The sequence below is a fragment of the Heyndrickxia sporothermodurans genome (assembly GCF_003055045.1).
GTDB lineage: Bacteria > Bacillota > Bacilli > Bacillales > Bacillaceae_C > Heyndrickxia > Heyndrickxia sporothermodurans.
The window spans coordinates 1-21,098 of the sequence record NZ_NAZB01000063.1 but is presented as its reverse complement, the minus strand read 5'-3'; the positions used below and the strand labels follow the sequence as shown (position 1 = coordinate 21,098).

Genomic DNA, 21,098 nt, shown 5'->3' with positions numbered 1-21,098 from the left:
ATAAAAGTTTTGACAAAACGGTTTGTTAACGAGGAGGACCATATATGAAACGGAGAAGCCGGCGGTCGATACCATTTAAAATAATAAGTACGGGTATACTAGCAGCACTATTAATTAGCGGCAGTAATTATAGTTTCGCAAATACAGAGAAAACTAGTAACCAAAGTAAGGTTAACGTTGAATCAATTGTTCAAAAAGGGCAGGAAATCCTAAGAGAACAAAAGCAAAAAACGAATCTTGGTGCTAAAAATAAACTAGGAATCACAAAGGCTGATATTAATAAAGCTACGAATAAACCATTTGCACCTAAAGATAAAGTGAGATTAATCGTTGAATTAACCGATGAGCCATTGGTGGACACAAAAACAAGTGTATTCGAAGAAAAGAAAAAACTAAAAACTCATGATCAAGTCATTAATCAAATAACGAAAAAACGAATTAAGACAAAACTAAGACATCAATTTGTTCGGGGATTTAATGGATTTAGTATTGAGACAGAGTTTCGAAATATGGAGACCATTAAGAAAATTGATGGTGTTGCAAATGTATCCATAGCAAAAACGTACTCTGAAGCAATGAAATCGTCAAAAAGTATAGTACAGGCCCAACAAGTTTGGGAAGAACTCGGGCTTAAAGGTGAAGGAATGCTTGTCGGTGTCGTCGATTCCGGAGTTGATTATCGCCATAAAGATATGGTGATGTCGGATGAAGGAAAGGAAAAAGCAAAGCTAACAAAAGAAAATATACAAAATAAGCTTGACGAAACCAAAGTAGATGACCGCTGGTATACCGATAAAGTACCGACTGGTTATGATTGGGCGGACAAAGATGATGATGTACTTCCATATGAAAGTTCACATGGCATGCATGTGTCCGGAACGATTGGGGCCAACGGTGATGAAGAAAATAATGGAGTCAAAGGAATTGCTCCAAATGTCCAAATTCTAGCAGAAAAAGTATTTTCAGATAATGGCGGGGGCGCATATGAGGATGATATTGTTGCCGGAATTAACCATGCGGTTGAAATGGGAGCAGATGTCATCAATTTAAGCTTAGGTTCAGATGGAGGCTTTGTTGGTGAAGAGGATGATACGGTGCAGAAAGCGATCCGACTTGCAACGAATAATGGTGTATTAGTTGTTGCTGCAGGTGGAAATGCCTATTACAGTACAAAAAATGACAAGCTTTCATCTTCGAAAAAACCATATGCGGAAAATCCGGATATTGGTATTTTAGGTTCTCCCGGTGTCAGTCCATTTGCGTTACAAGTAGCTTCATACGAAAATAATGTTGTTCATAAACCTAGTTTGAAGTTAACTACTGGAGACGAAATTGCTTTTTATGAACCAAGTTATTTAAAACTGAAAAAGGCAATGGAAAAAGGGAAAGAGTACCCACTCGTATTTGCGGGTAAAGGGAGCGCAAATGATTACAAAAATATTGATGTAAAAGATAAAATTGCTGTTGTACAACCGGATATTGATTTAGGAATCAATTCGCATCTCCAATTTAATGCTCAAGATAAAGGTGCTAAAGCGGTTATTATTGCACCAACTCCTAAATGGGGCGATTACAAGGAATCAGATTTCAGTCCGTATTCAATTCCAGCAGTTGTTACAAGTGTGAAAGATGGAAAGAAGCTGATTAATGAGCTGCAAAATGGTCAATCGGTTTCCGCACAACTTAGTGGAGGTTTGTGGGTTCAAAATCCAAACCATGATGAAATGTCTGATTTTTCTTCTATAGGTGCACCTCATACACTTGATTTTAAACCGGAAATTACGTCACCTGGTGGCGGAATCTATTCAACCGTTTTCGATAATCAATATGATGTATATAGTGGGACCTCAATGGCCACACCACATGTTGTTGGCGGGGCAACACTTGTTCTTCAATCCTTTTATGAAAAAGGTTTACCAAAAAGTATGAATACCGTTTTAAAAACAAAAACTGCTTTAATGAATACATCCAAGATCGAGTATGATCCAAACTCAAATAATAAGATTCCATATTCTCCTCGTAAACAAGGGGCAGGAATGATGCAAATTAAAAATGCTTTGCAAACACCAGTATTAATAGAAAATAAAGCAGCAAGTGCCGAAAGAAAAGGATCAGTTGCTTTGAAGGAAATAAAAAATCAAATGGCCCAATTTGATTTAAGTGTTGTACCCCTTTCAGAGAAGAAATCTGAAGATGTTGAGTATAATGTTTATTTGGATGTCTTAACTGATGATACAGAATATAAGGAATATGATCTAAATGGCGATGGCAAACCCGACCGATCTCATGACTATTTAACACTTTCAAGTAAACGTGTAAAAAATGCGGTTGGACTATTAAACGGGAAAGAGATTTCTTATAACAAACCAGTAAAGATAAAAATTAAAGATGGGAAGACGCAAAATGTACATGTCGATCTTATTTTACCAAAAAATTTACGGAAAAATAGTTTCGTTGAAGGATTTGTCCGTTTTGTACCTGTGAATAAAGACCTACCTGAATTATCCATGCCGTATATGGGCTTTTATGGCCAGTGGGATTCACTAAAGAATATTGATGCTCCAGCATGGGATAAAGATGTATTTTTAGGGTATACCGTATTATGGGATGAAATGAGTGAAATGCCATTAGGTTATGATGCCCAAACAGGGGAATTTAATATGAACCACATTGCATACTCACCAAATTCCGTATTATCTGGAGTGTATCCTTCCTTTACAGTATTTAGAAATTTGAAAGAAGTGAATCTTTCAGTTGAGAACAATGATGGAAAGAAAATCCGTCAATTAGGAAACTTTAGTGAATTTACACTTGATGGGTCTCCATGGAAATTTTCGAAGAACGTTATGGCGTATAATGATTTCTCAATATCAGGGGAAATGTATCCTTGGGATGCCACAGATGATCAAGGGAAAATTGTTCCGGATGGAGAATATCAATTAACGATTACAAGTACACTGGATTACAAAAATGCTAAACCGCAAAAGGTGAAAATGCCAGTTAAAATTGATTCAGTTGCCCCTACGATTGATAATATAAAAGTAGAGCCGGTTGATGGAAAATACAAAATTTCGTGGAACGCGAAAGACAATGAAGGCGGGAGCGGATATGATGGTGCGATCCTTTGGATAAATGGACAATATCAATCGATTCCCGAAGGTGCAACTTTGTACCTCTCAAAGATAGAGCCAAAAGGCATGGTCATTATTGGAATTGACTGGGCATTAAACGCCGGATTCAATGTATGGGGGGACCCAAGCTATATCATAAAGACATGTTAATTAACTATCTTGGTATATATGGTTCAAATGTTAATGAGGATGTTCCACTGCAAATCAATGGATTTGCTATTAAAAAAGTAGATTGGAACTTTAAAATTGTAGGGCCGGACGGAAAGATTGTCGACACTTTCGATGTAAAGCATCAAGCAGAAATTCACATGAATTGGAAGCCTAAGAAGGACTTACCGGACGGAACTTATTCCATTTATACGGAAGCTAGTGATGCTGATGGTTTTAAAGTGGAAGCAGAACCGACAAAATTTACGGTTAAGCAAAAGAAATAATAATGACAAATGAACGCCCTTCCCGGATTGGAGAGCGTTCATTATCAAAAGGAAACGGGGAATAGTGACCAGTTATATCAATGATAACCAAAATGAAAAATGAAAAAATCAATTTATCCGACGATAAAAACTTGCTTTTATCTTAAACCTCTGTTATTCTTAAGTAGAATTATTTTTGTTCGGTATGTATGGTAGAAAAAGTGAATAAAAGCTTATCGACTTGATATCTAATGAGCAAGGATAGTAATACATTGTGTGCATGACACACTAGGAGGAACTACACATGGTACAAGGTACAGTAAAATGGTTTAATAGTGAAAAAGGTTTTGGATTTATCGAACGTGAAGGTGGAGACGATGTATTCGTTCACTTCTCAGCGATTCAAGGCGAAGGCTTTAAAACATTAGAAGAAGGTCAAAAGGTTACTTTTGATATCGAGCAAGGTCAACGTGGAGACCAAGCTGCAAACGTTCAAAAAGCTTAATTAAAACAATTGAAAGTGAAGCTTTGCAATTGTAGAGCTTCACTTTTTTATTCTTTGGCTTTTTTCGAAAATGTTGTTTTTAATAGTCTTTCGCAAAAACAACCGTTCTTTAAACCACTTAAATTTCCATTCATAATTACCTCAATTGTATTTACAAGAAAATCATCTATCAATTTCAGAATTTTTCCATCAAGAATGTAGAATTTTGACTTTAAATAGCCTGATTCACACTGGCACGGTCAAGGAGCCGTTAGGACAAAAGAGAGGTAGGGCTTTTGTTGTTTTAGGTAATAGTAATCGATATTCGAATAGTTCATACTATTTCAAGGTTATATATAATTTAGTTATGAAAGGAAATGATCCTATTGGCAGCTACTCATACATTTTCCAAAGGGGAAGAATTAGCTAATTCTATTACACATGGGATCGGTGCACTTCTTAGTGTTGCTGGACTTGTTCTGTTAATTATCTTTTCAAGTCTTAATGGGAATGCGTGGCATATTATTAGTTTTACAATTTATGGAATCACGATGCTGTTCCTATATATGTCATCTACACTTGTGCATGCACTCTGTGAAGGAAAGGCGAAAGATGTTTTTGAGATATTTGATCACTCCGCTATTTACTTCTTTATTGCTGGTACCTATACACCTTATTTATTACTTATTGTTAAGGGGTGGCAAGGGTGGACGATATTTGGAATCGTTTGGGGATTAGCGATTTTGGGTACAATCTTTAAATGCTTTTTTGTAAAAAAGTATCTCTTTACATCGACTATTTTATATATAGTTATGGGTTGGGGGATTGTAACAATTTGGAAACCTATTTTGATGAATTTAAGTCAAACCGGGATCATTTTGTTAGTTGCAGGAGGATTAATATACACGATTGGTTCCATATTTTATATGTGGAGAGGATTTAAATACCATCATGCCATCTGGCACATCTTTGTTATGGCTGGATCGGCTTGTCACTTTTTCGGTATATTACTTTATTTATAACGAAATAATTCAAGCTAAAAGGGGATGTCTCATAAGTTTTAAGACTTATGGGATATCCCCTTTAAAATGTAGATTTGGATGATGGATTATTTTTTTGAAATTGTTTTCCACTCATATAAATCTTCAATTTGACAGTTCAATTCTTTTGAAATTGTCATGGCAGTATTTAAATTCATTACTTTTTTTGATAAATAGTCTTCAAGTTGACTTTTTGGAATTTTCGTATTTTGCTCTAATACTTCCAAATCCATATTATTTTGTAATAATAATGTGTTAAGGTTACTCTTTTTTGCCTTATAATTTGTCAAAACGAACACCTCACTTTTATTAAGTATACCATAGTTAGCTGGAAATAGAAAGGAATCATTACCAATCTGTAGAAATGAACGAGTTATGATATAATAATTATAAAGAAGGTGTAAAAATGAAGGGAAATTATAAATTTGCGAAAAATGAGTTAGTTAGAATATCAGCCACTAACGAACAAGTAACAGTTGTCAAAGCAAAATATATTACAAATATGAAGCGTAACTCTTATATTGTAAAAGAGCATCCGGCTACTTTTTATTTTGAAGAAGAATTAGAAAAACTTTAACTGATCAATTTATTGATCGAGGGGGGCACTCTCCCTCTCACAACAAAAAGAGAGTATCACATGAAATGATACCCCGAACAACCTTACTTTTCCACTTGCCTTTCACTATTTGACACAGGCGATTTATCCGTATTTGGCTTCCAATTTTTGAATCGATCTTTAAGATAATTTTTTAGAAAGTCACGTTTCCTTTTTCGCCTTTTATCACGATTTTTCATGGAAAGTCACCATCCTTCTACGTCCAATTTTTTCTATTTCTTTTATTATAACTCGAATAGAGATATAAATACATCGGACAAAAAATGGTTCTTCATGAAATGTTTGAAAACTTTCAATATGGAATACATTCCACCTAATTTTATCTTTACCGTATTGAGAAGCAATACAACCTTCCTTAAAAGATACTTCCATTAATCGTAAAATAATTTTTAGATAAGAGTAGTTGCAAATTTTTGTATTCCTTAAAATTATGTTATCATTTTTTTAAAATACAGATAATTGGAAGGATGATAAAGATGTCGCTAGAAAGTGTACAAGCCCATTTTAAGCAATGGAATCGTGAGAAGGATATAATGGAATTTGAAACATCCAGTGCAACTGTCGATCAAGCAGCGGAAACTATTGGTGTCATCCTGGCTAGAATCGCCAAAACTTTGTCATTTAAAGGTGAAGATGATGCAGCAATTCTTATCGTTACGGCTGGAGATGCCAAAATAGACAATAAGAAATTTCGCCAAACATTTGGCTATAAGGCTCGAATGCTTTCACCAGATGAGGTATTGGAACAAACTGGTCATAAAATCGGCGGTGTTTGCCCATTTGGTTTAAAAAATGATTTACAGGTGTTCTTAGATATTTCAATGAAACGGTTTGAAAGTGTTTTTCCAGCTTGCGGCAATGCGAATTCGGCAATTGAATTAACATTAGATGAATTGGATACTTATTCATCTGCAAAAGATTGGGTAGATGTATGCAAAGGGTGGGAAGAAGCAAAGCAAGAAGATGCAATCTTACATACAAGGATTTAAACAAAAACTGAACTAGAAAGTGATTTTCTAGTTCAGTTTTTGTTTTAGGAAATTTCGGAATAGTGGTATAGTTATAGAATAGTAGTAGATTTTAAAAGAAAAGAGGAACATGGGATGAATAAAGATTTTTATGTACATAATCGTAAACGTTTATATGAAAAATTAGATGAACAATCACTTCTTATTTTATTTGCAGGTAATGCCCCTCAGAAATCTGCTGATGAAGAGTATAAATTCGTTCCTAACCGTAATTTTTATTATTTAACAGGGATTGACGAGCCTAATGTTATTTTTCTTGCACAGAAAACAAACGAAAAGGTAGAAGAGTTTCTTTTTATTAAAAAAGCCGATCCAATTATGGAAAAATGGGTGGGAAAAACCATTTCTAACGATGAAGCTCAAGAACGTTCCGGAATTGAATCCATTCGTTATATCGATGAGTTTGAATCCTTTTTATCACGAACCTTATTTTCAATCACTGATTCCACTTTATTTCTAGATCTTGAAAGAAGGGAGTTAGATACTGTTACGACTAAAGCACAGCAATTTGCAGCAAAATGTCGTGTGAATTTCCCTTACGTACAAATAAAAAATGTCTATCCGGAAATTTGTGAACTACGTGTATTTAAACAACCAGAAGAAATTGAAAAGATTAAAAAAGCGATTGAAATTACGCAAAATGGAATAAAAAATTTAATGAATCATGCAAAAGCGGGGCTAAAAGAGTACCAGTTAGAGGCTTATTTTGATTTTACATTAAAATCAGAAGGTGTAAAGAGCCATGCGTTTAATACGATTGTTGCGAGCGGAAAAAACGGCACAGTCCTACACTATGAAAATAACGATGCAACAGTCGAAGATGGCAGTCTTGTGTTACTTGATTTAGGAGCACAGTATGACTATTATAGTGCAGATATTAGCTACACTTTTCCGGTAAATGGCAAATTCACAGATAAACAAAAAATGTATTATGATATCGTTCTAAAAGCTCTACGAGAAACAACTGAGTTGATTAAACCGGGTGTTCCATTTGCTAAGCTTAATGAACATACAAAGAAAGTTTTGGCGGAGGAATGTATTAAAGTTGGGTTGATCAAAGAAGAAAGTGAAATTAGCAAATATTACTATCACGGTGTCAGCCATTTTCTCGGACTAGATACCCATGATGTTGGCAGTTATAAAGATCTAATTATTCAACCCGGAATGGTGTTAACGGTTGAACCGGGATTATATATTGAGGAAGAAGAAATCGGCATACGGATTGAAGATGATGTGTTAGTAACAGAAGAGGGGAACGAAGTACTTTCCAAAGATATTTTCCGTTCTACAGAAGAAATAGAAGAGTTTATGAAGAAATAAATATTACAAAGTTCTCTCATTTCGTTTGATGTGAGGGAGCTTTTTTATTTGATATTCAACAACTGCGAAAAGAACGAACTGGAAACTTTTCATTCACGCTTCATCTAGTATAAAATAGTAGGACAGATTATTAGACGGTCCGTTTCAGAAAGGAGCGTAGCATATGGATAAAAAATTAAATTTGAAAACAATTAAAGAACGATGTGGAAATGTCTCCTACAAAAAAGGAGAAGCTTTTTTTCGTGCCAATAAAGTGAATTTTGACGTTTTGCAATCAGATCGGTGTGAAGCAACGGTTTCGGGAACAGAGAAATTCTATGTATTAATAGAAGTAGATGCGGATGGAACCCTCCATTCGACATGCAGCTGTCCAACACTCGCTTCTTTCAAACAGGACTGTCAGCATATTGCAGCTGTTCTACTTGCGATCTATGAGAATCAACACAGCGGGAGGAAAGAAATCTTATCTTCATTAGATAATAATTTATCGAGTGGTGTATTGAATTTATTTTCTGCTCAACCGAAACGGTCGAGTGCACATCAGCTGCATTTTGAAAATCGCCAAATCGTTCCTCTTGAGTTTATCTGCCATCCTATTAAAATGGATGACAAAAATTTTTTCGGAATGAAAATAAAAATTGACACATTTTATGTAGAAAAAATTCGTGATTTTCTTTTGATCATAAAAAATGGCCGTACAGGTTTAATATCTCCTACATTTACGTATGATCCGGCACTGTACTGTTTTAAAAATGATGCTGATGATGTACTTCAGCACTTAATTCGAGTGATTTTGGATGAAAAGATATATAATGATCAGGTTTATTCAATCAAGGATAACACGATTCTTATCCCTCCGTCATCGTGGGAAAGACTTTACCCCTTATTAATAAACACTCCGTTAATAAAATTGGAATACCGTGGACAGACCTATGACCAATTAGCAGTTGCCAATGAAAAACTTCCATTGCAATTTGAGCTGACTGAACGAGAGGGAAGCGGTTTTCTCCTTAAGGTTATTGGGTTAAATAATTTAATTATATTCAATGAGTATAACTTTGCTTTAGTTGATGGGAAATTATATCCGCTGAAAAGCGAGGAAAGTAAACGCATCTCGGATTTAAAACAAATGTTGGAAGACTCAAGAACAAATCAAATAACTTTTTCCGAGAATCAATTCCATTTATTTTTAGAAAAAGTTATGCCTAGTTTGAAAAAATTAGGGGATATTCGAATCAATGGAAATTTGGTCGAGCAACTAAAAAGGACCCCTTTGAAAGCAAAACTTTATTTGGATCGTATTAGAAACCGATTACTTGCGGGGCTGGAGTTTCACTATGAACATATGGTGATCAATCCGTTGGAAAATAGAAGTCAATTAGCGGGTACAATGATCATTAGGGATGAAGATAAAGAAGAAGAAATTTTACAATTGATGGAGGCGAGCTCTTTTACAAAAACTGACGAGGGTTATTTTTTACATAATGAAGAATTGGAATATGAATTTCTGTATCATACTTTACCGCAATTGCAAAAGCTTGTCCAAGTGTATGCAACAACTGCTGTGAGGAATCGAATTTCAAAAAAAAGCACACCAATGAAAATTCGTGTAAGACTAAAGAAAGAGCGTACAAATTGGTTGGAATTTTCGTTTGAAATGGATGGAATTCCCGAGCAGCAGATTCGGGATATTCTTCAGGCACTTGAGGAAAAGCGCAAATATTATCGTCTGCGGGATGGTTCATTATTATCGTTAGAAACGAGAGAAATGAAAGAAATTCACCGTTTTCTTCATGCTTTACCGGTGCAAAATGAAGATTGGGAAAAAAGTTTGGACATTCCGCTTGTAAAAGCTATTCCTTATCTTGATGGTGTAGAAGATCGTTCCATGTTTATGGTTGAAGAATCATTTCGAACATTTTTAGATACAATTAAACAACCTGAGAGAATGAAAGTTGAAGTTCCCGACATGTTAAAAGGTGTGTTGCGTGACTATCAAAAAGTCGGTTACAAATGGATGAAAACACTTGCTAGTTTTGGTTTTGGCGGGATTCTTGCAGATGATATGGGCCTTGGAAAAACAGTGCAAAGTATTGCTTTTATTTTATCCGTTTTACCTGAAGTTCGTAAAAATAAGACGCCTATTTTAATTATTTGTCCATCATCCGTTACTTATAATTGGTTAAGTGAATGCATGAAATTTGCCCCTGAGATACAGGCAGTTGTCGTTGATGGTAATAAAACAGAACGAAGTGCCATACTGAAGGATTTGAAGAATTTAGATGTATTGATTACCTCTTATCCTTTAATTCGCCGAGATGTTAAATGGTTTGAGAAGCAATTCTTTCATACTGTATTTTTTGATGAAGCACAAGCTTTTAAAAATCCAGTGACCCAAACAGCCCGCGCTGTAAAGAAAATTCAGGCGGATCATCGATTTGCATTGACAGGAACACCTGTAGAGAATTCATTAGAAGAGCTATGGTCCATCTTTCATATTGTGTTCCCTGAACTGTTTCGTGGACTAAAGGAATACAGTAATTTAACGAGAAAAACCATCTCACGTAGGATTCGTCCATTCCTACTTAGAAGGTTAAAATCAGATGTTCTTTCCGAGCTTCCGGAAAAAATAGAATCAACAGATTCTATCGAATTGCTTCCAGAGCAAAAGAAATTATATGCTGCATATTTAGCAAAACTACGACATGACACATTAAAGCATCTAGATAAGGACACCTTACGCAAAAACAAAATTAGAATCCTTGCGGGATTGACCCGGTTACGACAAATTTGTTGCCATCCGGCCCTATTTGTAGATGGTTACAAAGGGAGTTCAGCGAAATTTTTGCAGTTAATGCAAATTATTGAGGAAGCGAAAGAGTCAGGAAGAAGAGTATTGATTTTTTCACAATTTACGAAAATGCTTGAGCTTATCGGAAAAGAACTACTCATGCAGGGTCTGCCATTTTTTTACCTAGATGGACAAACACCTTCTGAGGAAAGAATTGAAATTTGCGATCGATTTAATCAAGGCGAACGTGATTTATTCCTAATTTCGTTAAAAGCAGGAGGTACGGGCCTTAATTTAACGGGTGCAGATACAGTTATTCTTTACGATACTTGGTGGAACCCAGCAGTTGAAGCACAAGCAGCAGATCGCGCCTACCGTATCGGTCAACAAAATACGGTCCAAGTCGTTAAACTAGTTGCCCGGGGAACGATTGAAGAAAAAATGAACGAGCTACAAGAAAGGAAGAAAAGTCTAATCGGAGAAATTATTAATGAAAAAGCATCTACAACACTAACTGAAGAGGATATTCGTGAAATTTTGTTGGTATAGTATAAATTTATTATGTAAACAAAAAAGAAGTGCAGCTATAACAAAGTTGCACTTTTTTTATGATTAATTTTTTAATGATAATTTTTATCAACATATTTCCCATAGTCAGGTACAGCAACTTCATCAAAATTACGAACCAATTTTGCTAATCCTTTTGATAAAGTTTCTCCAGAAACAGGTAAACCATGTCCTGTAATAGCTACATAAGGGTTTAATGATTGTAGTTTTATGACCGACTCTTTCGCCTCATTCCAATCAGTAGTTAAATATCTAGGCGGCCCACATATTTCCTCTTTTTGTGTAAAAACTTTAAGGATTGAATCTTGTTTTACCGAAATAAATGCATCTCCAGCAATAAGTGCTCGATCTTTTTCTCTAAACAAAGATACATGTCCTGGTGAATGCCCAGGGGTATGGATCCATTGAAAATCTGGCATGTGAGGTACCGTTCCATCAGCAGGGAGTTGATTCACTTTGCTACCTAAATTGATTGGTTCATTTGGAAAAATGGGAGACATTTTGGCAATCAGTCCACCTTCAACAGTAGGATCAGGTTCTGGATAACTTCTTTTTCCCGTAAGGTAGGGCAATTCTAATTCATGTGCATACACGGGAACATCCCAATGTTTAACTAGCTCAATAATGGACCCAACATGATCGAAATGACCGACCATGCGTCAATATTATCGCTTTAGGGCGACTATTTTCTCCAAATCGCTCATTTGTTATTGAAATAATTTCCTTTGCAGATCGAGGCATCCCAGCATCTACTAAAACAAAATGATCAGCGGTTCCCACTAAAATAATATTTACTATTTGGATTGTATGACAATATAGATCTGGTAATACTTCAATCCCCATACCACTTCCAATTGATGTAGCAGGGATAAACTTATAATCACTTCCGTAATTCATATCTTTTTCCACAATGGACAGCTCCTTACGTTTCTAAAGAATAGTATTTCTCTTATGGATAGCCTTCATTAAATTTTATTTCCAATTTGGTTCGTATTATTTTGAAATCTTCTAAAATTAAAAGGAATTTAGTTTTGTATGGAGAAATAGAACAATGATAGCCTTTTGAAAGGGAGCGAACTCAATGAGTGGAAAAGATATAGAAAATCTAAAAAAGTCCATGAAAGAAATGGTCAATGACTCAATAGAAAAATTGCAAAATTACTTAAGATTACCGACTGTTTCAGCCCAGCATAAAGCGATTCCTGAAACAGTCGAATATGTTGTTAATATGATTAAACAAATTGATGGGGAAGCAAAAGTTTTAAATGATCTTGGCGGGAATCCTGTCGTTTATGGATTTTTTAAGGCAAGTAAGCAGGGAGATTCAACGAAAACGCTTCTATTTTATAATCATTATGATGTTCAACCTCCAGAACCATTAAATGAATGGAATACAAAGCCGTTTGAACCAACGATCATTGACGGAAAGATATATGCACGTGGAGTAGCTGATAATAAAGGTGACCTCGTTGCACGGCTAACAGCTATCCGCATTTTACAAAATTCAGAAGGTGGTTTACCGTGTAATGTCAAATTTCTAATCGAAGGCGAAGAGGAAATCGGAAGTCCTCATTTGGCCCCTTATCTTGAGAAATATCGCGACTTATTCAAAGCAGATGCTTGTATATGGGAATTCGGTGGCAAGGATGTCAAAAATAGAATTAACATGGTAGCGGGAATAAAAGGAATGGCATATATGGAGCTAACAAGCATTGGAGCGGAAATTGATATGCATTCCTCGTTAGGTGCTTATGTTGATAATGCAGCATGGAGGCTTGTTCATGCATTAGGTACGATGAAAAATAATCAAAATGAAATCGTTGTCGATGGATTTTTTGACGGAATTGAAGAACCTACTGAAAGTGAGAAACAGATCGTTTCAACTTTGCCCTTTGATGAAGAAGCGATTAAGCGTATCTACGGGTTAAAGTTGCCACTAATCACATCGGCTAAAGGTGTTGATCCACGCATTGCTATGGTTTTTTATCCGACAATGACAATTTGCGGGTTAGAAAGTGGGTATACAGGTGAAGGGGCGAAGACAGTATTGCCCAAATCAGCAAAAGCAAAAATCGATTGTCGACTTGTTCCTGGACAAGATCCGAACCACATTTTTGAATCTGTCAAAAAACACTTAAAGAATTACGGATTTCAAGATATTGAAGTGAAGTTAATCAATGGGCAAAAAGCCTTCCGTTCGAACTATAACCACCCATTTATCGATCATGTCATTCAAACTGCGGAAGAAGTGTACGAAAATGAAGTTGTACTCGCTCCAAATGCAGCAGGTACAGGGCCAATGTACATTTTTGGAGAACAGTTAAAGCTTCCAATCGTTAGTACCGGCGTCGGTTGGGCAGAATCAAAAGCACATGCCCCAAATGAATCGATTCGCATACAGGATTTCGAGGACGGTATCGTACATATGGCACATATGTTAAACGGCTTTAATCATGCACTAGAACGGGAATAGGATGCCTAAGAAAGGGATGGGGAAATGAAAAGGATAAGTGTCATTGGCGCGGGAACGATGGGGAGAGGGATTGCCTATACAGCGGCAGTTTCAGGATTTACTACCATTTTAAATGATATAAGTGATGAAAACTTAACAAAGGCAAAAGATTACATTGAGAAAACTCTTGAAACAAGTGCAAAAAAAGGATTTATTTCTAAAACAACTTGTGAAGAAGCGATACAAAATATCAGCTACTTAAGCGATTTTTCGGAAAGTGTCAAAGAAGCTGATCTTGTCATTGAAGCAGTTTTTGAATTAATGGAATTAAAAATCGAGATGTTTAAAAAGTTGGATGCTGCTTGTCCCACTCATACAATTTTAGCTACGAATACGTCTACGATGAGTCCAACGGAAATAGCTGCACAAACTAGCAGACCGGATCAATGTGTAGCGATGCATTTTTTTAATCCGGTTCATAAAATGAAATTAATCGAAGTAGTAAGAGGATTAGATACATCCGATGATACAGTTGAAAAAGTGTTAGAAGTGGGACGGAAAATGGGAAAAGAGTGTGTGGAAGTAAATGAATTCCCTGGTTTTGTAACAAGCAGGATGAATTGCTTAATTGGCAATGAGGCAATGAACATGTTAATGGAGGGAGTTGCCTCAGCAGAAGATATTGACAAAGCAATTAAGCTTGGACTAAATCATCCGATGGGACCGCTTGAACTAGCTGATTTAGTCGGTCTTGATTCCAGGCTGAAAAATATGAACTATTTATACGAAACCCTAGGAGAAAAGTATCGGCCATCACCATTATTAACAAAATATGTGAAAGCAGGGCGGCTTGGAAAGAAGTCTGGTAGGGGATTTTATACGTATACTGAGTAAGTGGCCATTTAAAAAGGGGAACTAGTATGACAGATATACTGAATGAAACGAAAAGATGCCCTATTTGTGGAGGAAATAATCAATGTTGTAATTCTAAAGATGCAGCAAGTGGTTGTTGGTGTAGTGAAGAAGTATTTCCTAAAGAGATATTTGAACTTGTTCCGGTCGATTTATTCAAAAAAGCATGCATTTGCAAAAATTGTTTATCCGCTTTTGATAGATAAGTATGAATTATTAGACTTTTTACCCATGTTTATAATCGTTAATGCCCATTATAATGAAATAGTAACAAAATTTAGGTGAAGGAGGAGTTGTTTTAATGGCGACATTAAAATCAGGGGAAACCGCAACTCAAACAGGTACTTATGTTGAAGTAGGACATGGTGGGGGAAAAGTGAAAAAAGCACAGAGGGTGGAAGTGAAACAAGGCGATCAATTGCCGGAACTTAAACCTTACACAGTAGAAATCGAACATAAAGGTGAAAAGAAAACGAGAAACCGTCAACATCATTGGCATTTAGTAAAATAAACGTGAGCTTGCACAAAACAAAGTAGTTCCGTTTCGATGGAGAAACATATCAAATAGTATGCTAATTAGCAGACCAAATCGCTTATGATTTGGTCTCTTATTTTCCTCTAATATAGCGATTATAAGATATTACTACTTTAATTAGCAAGTAAAATCGCAACCTTAAAAACATCTTGACAATTGTTGTTGTCAACATGCTAATAGATAAGAAATGAAAGATAATCAAATAAGCGGAGGTTTTCCGGTTAGCCGGCGGAATAGAGCTCAGTTCGGGGTATTTAAGCGGAGGTTTTCCGATTAAGCAAAGCAAAATTACTCATTTTCACGTTTTTTGAGTTAATAGTCGGAATTTCTCCGGCTATTTAAGGTATTTTCATTGCTATTTTTTATTTAAGAGAAATTTCTCCGCCTATTTTTCAAACTCGATTTAGCGTCACACAAGAGCTTGGGAAAATCCCTAAGCTTTTGTGTGCAAATTATATTGTTATTCAATGCTATGACCTCTTATGTTATTTGTGCTGTGATTTTAAATTTTCTCCACGTTATGCTCTTACTTGATAAAATCTACATTGTAATCATTACTTGCGAAAAGAATTTTTTTGCTCTTGGTGGGAAAACACTTTGGGTAAGGATCCATGTCCAAATCCATTCACCTTTCTTTTTACCTATTCCACCGCTGATGATATCACCTACTGATATCATTTCATAAGGTAACCCCTTTATAAAATACGAAAGATTTGTATCTAGTGTGGTTGCAACGATAATAGGGCCGTTTAAATTCGTGACTTCAAATACGGATTCTATTTTTTCGGGAAATTTATCAATTTTTTGATGATGCTTTTTTATTTCCAATTGTGGATTCCAATCTTTGTGGTGAATACGTGGATATTGGTCTAAAAAGAGGCGATTTAATAAATGCTCACATTTTATGAGTTCTCCGCTAGATTCATCAATCATTTTATCAACTAATGGTTTAAATGAACAACCGTATTTTTTATCAAGCTCGTAGGTGAATTTTTTTAGTTCTACTAGGAATTGTTCGACTTCTTTTTCTTTAGGGGTAATTTTTATGCGGAAAGGATAAAAACTGAACAGAAATTCTTCCCAAAAAGTTGGTTCGCAGTTGTTCCAAGAGGAGGGACAATCATCTTCCAAATAGTCAGTTAAGTACTTGCCTAATATGGTAAGAAATTCATTGCGGGAATGACTAGTTGGTCTTTTTTGTTTGTATGCAATTAAATCGTCAATATAAAATTCAAATAATCCTCGATATCGTAAATTAAATTGAGAGCTAATGTGTATTTTTTTCATAAACTCCTTTCGTTCATCAACATCTGAAAAATGTTTCATCCGCACCCTAATTTGAGGAGCACAACAATCATCTTTCGGTTTACCGCTGCCACATTCACAATATACAAACTTCTTCATTATACAACACCTTTCTATAGATTTTAGTAGACTAGTAGTGGGGGAATACTAGCTGCCTATATTATAACAGAATATTTTAAATAAACAATATTCTGTTATAAATTTTCACTCAGGAGATTTCATCCAATAGTTTAGGCAGTTTTCGGTAGATATCAATAATGTCCTCTAGCTTCATCCTCACTAGTCCACTTGAAGATGGAGCGACAAAGTCAATCGTTCCTAGGACAACTGATTCATCTTGGCGTCCCCAAGGAATCGATTTCTTTTTACTATATTGTTGGTACACGCCTTTACCAACAAAGCAAACAATTTTCGGGCTGAATTTGGTTATTTTTTCCCTTAACATGATTCTACCATTTTCGTATTCTTCTTTCGTAATTTCATCGGCCGCTTTCGTTGGTCTTGAAACGATATTGGTCATACCATATCCTAGTTCAAGCAGCTTGTAATCTTCTGAAGCTTGAAATTTTCGTGGTGTTAGGCCTGCTTCAAATAATATTTTCCAAAATCGATTATTAGGATTAGCAAAATGATGGCCGGTCTCTCCTGAACGAATGCTAGGATTGAAGCCAACAAAAAGAATCGATAAATCATTTTGTAAATAGTCAGGAATTGGGTTCATGTTAACCTCCTGTTGTTATGTACTGTTAATATATTATACCCTATCCTGCTTTTGGATTAACTTTAGGGTGTAAATATCAGATAATTGACAATATTAAAATGAATAATATAATAAATTGTAATTAAATATTGTTAATTTAAGTATGTTGAATGCTTTTAAACATTAGGAACCAAGGAGGATCTTATATTAATAGACATTTAAAGTGGTTCGTTATACTATTGCTATTTTTCACACTGACGATATCTTGTCCACTCTCAATATTTGCTGAGCAAAAAACATATAAAATAGCAGGTGAAAGTTTACTGCCTCCTTTTTCGTATGAAAATGATCAAGGAAAATTGTCAGGATTAAATATTGAATTGATGAATAAAGTTGCAAAAGAAAACGGGGTCCATTTTACATACATTCCCATGGAGATGCCTGATGCAGAGCGAGCATTAAAGAACGGAGAGATTGATGCGATAGCGGGCATAACATATAGCACAGACAAAGATCGAGAATTTGATTTTTCCATTCCTTATTTTACTATGTCAAATTCATTAGTTCTTCCAGCAACCAATCAAAACAAAGTAAAAGGTATTGCGGATATAAGGGACTTACATGTTGTTTTGGAAAATAATTCTCCTGTACTTAGTACATTATTAAATATGAGAAATACGGATCTTACGTTAACGACAAATCAATATTCTGGTCTATTAACATTAATTCAAGACCGTGCAGATGTTTTTATCGGGAATAAATGGACGACCTCCTTCTTTTTAAAAAAATGGAACCAAGAACAGAACTACGTGATTCGTGATGAAGTAATTGAGCCAGCTGATTATACGATTGCTGTTAAGGAAGGAAATCACCAACTCCTTTCAATGATTAATAAATCGCTTACTGATTTAAAAGCTAAAGGGGAAGTAAATATTTTAATTGATGCATGGCTAAGACCCCAAAATGAGGATGTGATTGCTAAGTTAAAACAGTTTATCTATTTTTTAGTTTTTTTTATATCAATCGGAGTGCTCATTGTTTTCATTATTTACATATGGAATCAACGGTTAAAAAAAGCTGTAAATGCCCAAACGAGTAAGTTGCGACTGCTAAATGAAGATCTAAAAAGGCAACGTCAAAGTAATGCTGATAGTAATGCGTTTAAAGAACAAATTCTAAATAATATCGATACAGGAATTATAACTTTTGGACTGGACCGAACGATCTCTAGCTGCAATAAACGTGCATTAGAAATTCTCGAGATTACTAATCCGATAGATTTTAATCTAGAAGATTCTCCTATTTTCACCAAACTATTTGAAAATAACCCCTTTAAACAACTTTCTCAGCAGGGGGATGGGGCGACATATCATATATTAGAAACAAATGATGAAGGAGAAAGGAAAGTCATTTATTACTCGATGCATAAAATGTTTGATTCGATGAAAAACGAGATTGGATATTTACTATCCATAAATGATGAAACTGAAAAAAAGAAACTCGAGCAAAAATTAATAACACAAGAAAAACTTCATGCACTTGGACAGTTGGTTGCAGGTGTAGCCCATGAAATTCGGAATCCATTAACATCGATCAAAACGTTTATTGATCTTCTTCCCAGTAAATATGATCGGCCACAATTTCGTGAGGTACTTATGGAGCATTTACCTGTAGAGGTGAACAGATTAAATATGATCGTAACGGATTTAATTGAATATGCGCGTCCGCGACCTCCGAATATACAATCTTGTTCGGCAAATGAACTTACTTCCTTACTCGCTTTTTTACAAGTAACGATGAATAAAAATAATATCGAATTTGAACAGAACATAGAATCGGATCTCATTTTTTTCATCGATCCTCAGCAAATTCGTCAGGTCCTTCTTAATTTGTTACTAAATGCTGTTCATGCTGTTGAAAAGTCGAGTGAAAAGAAGATTAAAATCATAATGGAGAAAGAGAATGGTGAAATGGGGAGGATTTTGATTATTGATACAGGGAAAGGAATGAGCCAAGAAGAAATAAATCATATATTTGAACCATTCTATACTAGCAAGGAAAAAGGGGTAGGGTTAGGCCTAACATTATCTTATAATCTGATAAAAGAGAATAAGGGGGATATTCACGTTTCTAGCTTTCCTGCACAAGGGACGAAATTCACTGTAGTATTACCTTTGTTTATCGAAAAAAAGGTCGAAGCAACGCAAGACTAAGTTGGAATTCTATTTAGTATATTACTAGTTGTGTAGAGGAGGAAGACTGATAATGAAGCCCAAAGTTCTAGTCATTGATGATGAACAAGCGATTTGTACCTCGCTCAGCTTTGCCCTTGAAAATGATTATGAAGTAATGACTACCACGGATCCTGAAAAAGGATTAATGATAATGGATCAAAGTCGAGTTGATATTATTTTGTTAGATCTTCGTATTGGAAGCTATAACGGGCTGGAAGTACTTCAAAAAATAAAACAAAAAGATGCAACAGTGACTGTTATTATTATGACTGCTTATGCAACGATTGAAACATCGATCGAAGCCATTAAAAAAGGTGCTTATTATTATATTGAGAAACCGATCAATATCGAAGAGCTATCCTTGCTTTTACTAAGAGCTTCGGAGTTTTTGTTTATGTCTCAACAGGTTGAAACGCTTAATGAGGAGCTGGAGTTAAGACGGAATTCGGGGAACTTTATAGGGAATAGTAAGGCGATGAAACAAGTATTTTCAATGATTGAAAGAATAAAGGATATCGATTCCAGTGTCTTAATTACGGGCGAAAGTGGGTCGGGGAAAGAACTAGTTGCAAAACGTATTCATAACACCGGAAAACGGAAGAACGGACCATTAGAAATATTGAATTGTGCAGCCATTCCGGAAGCATTGCTTGAATCGGAATTATTTGGCTATGAAAAAGGAGCTTTTACCGGAGCAACTCAAAGTAAGGAGGGAAAGTGGGTAGCAGCGAATGGAGGTACATTATTCCTTGATGAAATCAGTGAAATGCCGCTTACACTTCAAGCTAAATTATTGCGTGTGATTCAAGAGCGTGAAGTGACCCCGTTAGGTTCGAATCGAAAAATTAATCTAGATGTGAGGATCATAAGTGCCGCAAATAAAAATATTGAGCAAATGATTACGGAAGGTACATTTCGGGAGGATCTATATTTTCGATTGAATGTAATACCTATAAGGACACCACCGTTAAGAGAGCGAATGGAAGATTTGCCGTTATTGATTGATTATTTTTTGAAAAAATATTGTCGGGAAATGAATAAAGAAAAGAAGTCATTGTCAACAAGTGCTCGAAGGCTTCTCTTAAACTACCAATATCCCGGAAATGTCCGTGAGTTAGGGAATATAATAGAATATGCTGTAGCTCTTTCTATTCATCAAGAAATTGACAAGGATGATTTACCACATTATGTTCAAGAACAAAAGAAAACAGCGTTTACATGTTCTGATAACAATGATGATATCATCCATATCCCACTCGGTCTTCCAATGAAGGAAATAGAAAAAAGAGTGATCGGTGAAACGCTTCGCTATTATGGAAACCACAGACAGAAAACCGCTCAGATTTTGCAAATTTCCGAGAGAAGTCTTCGGGATAAAATTAAACAATATGAAATTAATAATATATAAACATAAAAACGGCAAAATTTTCTGGATGCATCGGCAAATTTTGCCGTTATTAATTGCAAAGTTATTTGTTGTGAGTGTAAGCGTATACATTTTTTAACTACAGAAAGTTGGCATGGAAATTGCATTTATTATTTTACGTATAAAGACTTGTGGTAATAAGTC

17 protein-coding genes and 1 pseudogene are annotated in these 21,098 nt (G+C 35.4%); 14 read left to right on the top strand and 4 right to left on the bottom strand.

What is annotated here, in order from left to right:
- Positions 1-44 precede the first annotated feature (44 nt).
- From B5V89_RS18140 to trhA, 4 genes are all read left to right on the top strand, one after another.
- The gene (locus B5V89_RS18140) at positions 45-3,281 is read left to right on the top strand and encodes a S8 family serine peptidase (protein ID WP_244913537.1); all 3,237 of its coding nucleotides are present in this window, start codon (positions 45-47) and stop codon (positions 3,279-3,281) included.
- A complete protein-coding gene (locus B5V89_RS20510) occupies positions 3,245-3,565 on the top strand; it encodes a flagellar hook assembly protein FlgD (RefSeq protein WP_244913536.1) in 321 nt (106 codons plus the stop codon). The genes B5V89_RS18140 and B5V89_RS20510 overlap by 37 nt, the downstream gene beginning before the upstream one ends.
- Before the next feature lie 283 nt (positions 3,566-3,848).
- Positions 3,849-4,049: a cold-shock protein gene (locus tag B5V89_RS18135; protein ID WP_066231598.1), complete on the top strand. Its 201-nt coding sequence runs from the start codon at positions 3,849-3,851 to the stop codon at positions 4,047-4,049.
- A 365-nt stretch (positions 4,050-4,414) separates the two neighbouring features.
- The gene (gene trhA / locus B5V89_RS18130; RefSeq protein ID WP_066231594.1) at positions 4,415-5,050 is read left to right on the top strand and encodes a PAQR family membrane homeostasis protein TrhA; all 636 of its coding nucleotides are present in this window, start codon (positions 4,415-4,417) and stop codon (positions 5,048-5,050) included.
- Between the two features lie 86 nt (positions 5,051-5,136).
- On the opposite strand, the gene B5V89_RS18125 is transcribed toward trhA, so the two are convergent.
- On the bottom strand, positions 5,137-5,358 hold the full coding sequence (locus B5V89_RS18125; RefSeq protein WP_066231591.1) for a helix-turn-helix domain-containing protein: 222 nt from the start codon (positions 5,356-5,358) through the stop codon (positions 5,137-5,139).
- A 116-nt stretch (positions 5,359-5,474) separates the two neighbouring features.
- Here B5V89_RS18125 and B5V89_RS20255 point away from each other — a divergent pair, with 116 nt between their 5' ends.
- The 4 genes from B5V89_RS20255 (at position 5,475) to B5V89_RS18110 (ending at position 11,372) form a co-directional block, all read left to right on the top strand.
- Positions 5,475-5,645 (top strand): hypothetical protein, encoded by a 171-nt coding sequence (locus B5V89_RS20255; RefSeq protein WP_170112387.1) that lies wholly within the window; start codon positions 5,475-5,477, stop codon positions 5,643-5,645.
- A gap of 515 nt (positions 5,646-6,160) precedes the next feature.
- Positions 6,161-6,673 (top strand): YbaK/EbsC family protein, encoded by a 513-nt coding sequence (locus tag B5V89_RS18120; protein WP_108073366.1) that lies wholly within the window; start codon positions 6,161-6,163, stop codon positions 6,671-6,673.
- Between the two features lie 114 nt (positions 6,674-6,787).
- On the top strand, positions 6,788-8,032 hold the full coding sequence (locus B5V89_RS18115; RefSeq protein WP_108073364.1) for an aminopeptidase P N-terminal domain-containing protein: 1,245 nt from the start codon (positions 6,788-6,790) through the stop codon (positions 8,030-8,032).
- Between the two features lie 163 nt (positions 8,033-8,195).
- The gene (locus tag B5V89_RS18110) at positions 8,196-11,372 is read left to right on the top strand and encodes a DEAD/DEAH box helicase (protein ID WP_108073362.1); all 3,177 of its coding nucleotides are present in this window, start codon (positions 8,196-8,198) and stop codon (positions 11,370-11,372) included.
- Positions 11,373-11,443: 71 nt separating this feature from the next.
- Here the strand turns inward: B5V89_RS18110 and B5V89_RS18105 are convergent.
- Positions 11,444-12,299, bottom strand: a pseudogene (locus B5V89_RS18105) (MBL fold metallo-hydrolase).
- A 172-nt stretch (positions 12,300-12,471) separates the two neighbouring features.
- Between B5V89_RS18105 and B5V89_RS18100 the strand changes: the two are divergent.
- The 4 genes from B5V89_RS18100 to B5V89_RS18085 all read left to right on the top strand — a co-directional run bounded on the left by B5V89_RS18100 (position 12,472) and on the right by B5V89_RS18085 (position 15,265).
- Positions 12,472-13,863, top strand: a complete 1,392-nt coding sequence (locus B5V89_RS18100) for a M20/M25/M40 family metallo-hydrolase (RefSeq protein WP_108073360.1) — start codon at positions 12,472-12,474, stop codon at positions 13,861-13,863.
- A gap of 24 nt (positions 13,864-13,887) precedes the next feature.
- Positions 13,888-14,736, top strand: a complete 849-nt coding sequence (locus tag B5V89_RS18095; protein ID WP_108073358.1) for a 3-hydroxyacyl-CoA dehydrogenase family protein — start codon at positions 13,888-13,890, stop codon at positions 14,734-14,736.
- A gap of 26 nt (positions 14,737-14,762) precedes the next feature.
- Entirely contained in the window at positions 14,763-14,960 is a 198-nt protein-coding gene (locus B5V89_RS18090) for a cysteine-rich CWC family protein (RefSeq protein WP_107920103.1), read from the top strand.
- A gap of 95 nt (positions 14,961-15,055) precedes the next feature.
- The gene (locus B5V89_RS18085) at positions 15,056-15,265 is read left to right on the top strand and encodes a YjzC family protein (protein ID WP_107920102.1); all 210 of its coding nucleotides are present in this window, start codon (positions 15,056-15,058) and stop codon (positions 15,263-15,265) included.
- Positions 15,266-15,829: 564 nt separating this feature from the next.
- Here B5V89_RS18085 and B5V89_RS18080 read toward each other — a convergent pair.
- Positions 15,830-16,693 carry a hypothetical protein gene (locus B5V89_RS18080; RefSeq protein WP_108073356.1) on the bottom strand — a complete coding sequence of 288 codons (864 nt, stop codon included), beginning with the start codon at positions 16,691-16,693 and terminating at the stop codon, positions 15,830-15,832.
- Positions 16,694-16,802: 109 nt separating this feature from the next.
- Complete coding sequence (mug, locus tag B5V89_RS18075; protein WP_066231552.1) at positions 16,803-17,315, bottom strand: G/U mismatch-specific DNA glycosylase; 513 nt, start codon at positions 17,313-17,315, stop codon at positions 16,803-16,805.
- Positions 17,316-17,533: 218 nt separating this feature from the next.
- On the opposite strand from mug, the gene B5V89_RS18070 reads away from it, so the two are divergent.
- Together B5V89_RS18070 and B5V89_RS18065 are read left to right on the top strand one after the other, a co-directional pair.
- The gene (locus tag B5V89_RS18070) at positions 17,534-19,507 is read left to right on the top strand and encodes a transporter substrate-binding domain-containing protein (protein ID WP_181294711.1); all 1,974 of its coding nucleotides are present in this window, start codon (positions 17,534-17,536) and stop codon (positions 19,505-19,507) included.
- 52 nt (positions 19,508-19,559) lie between these two features.
- The gene (locus B5V89_RS18065) at positions 19,560-20,936 is read left to right on the top strand and encodes a sigma-54-dependent transcriptional regulator (protein ID WP_108073352.1); all 1,377 of its coding nucleotides are present in this window, start codon (positions 19,560-19,562) and stop codon (positions 20,934-20,936) included.
- Positions 20,937-21,098 lie beyond the last annotated feature (162 nt).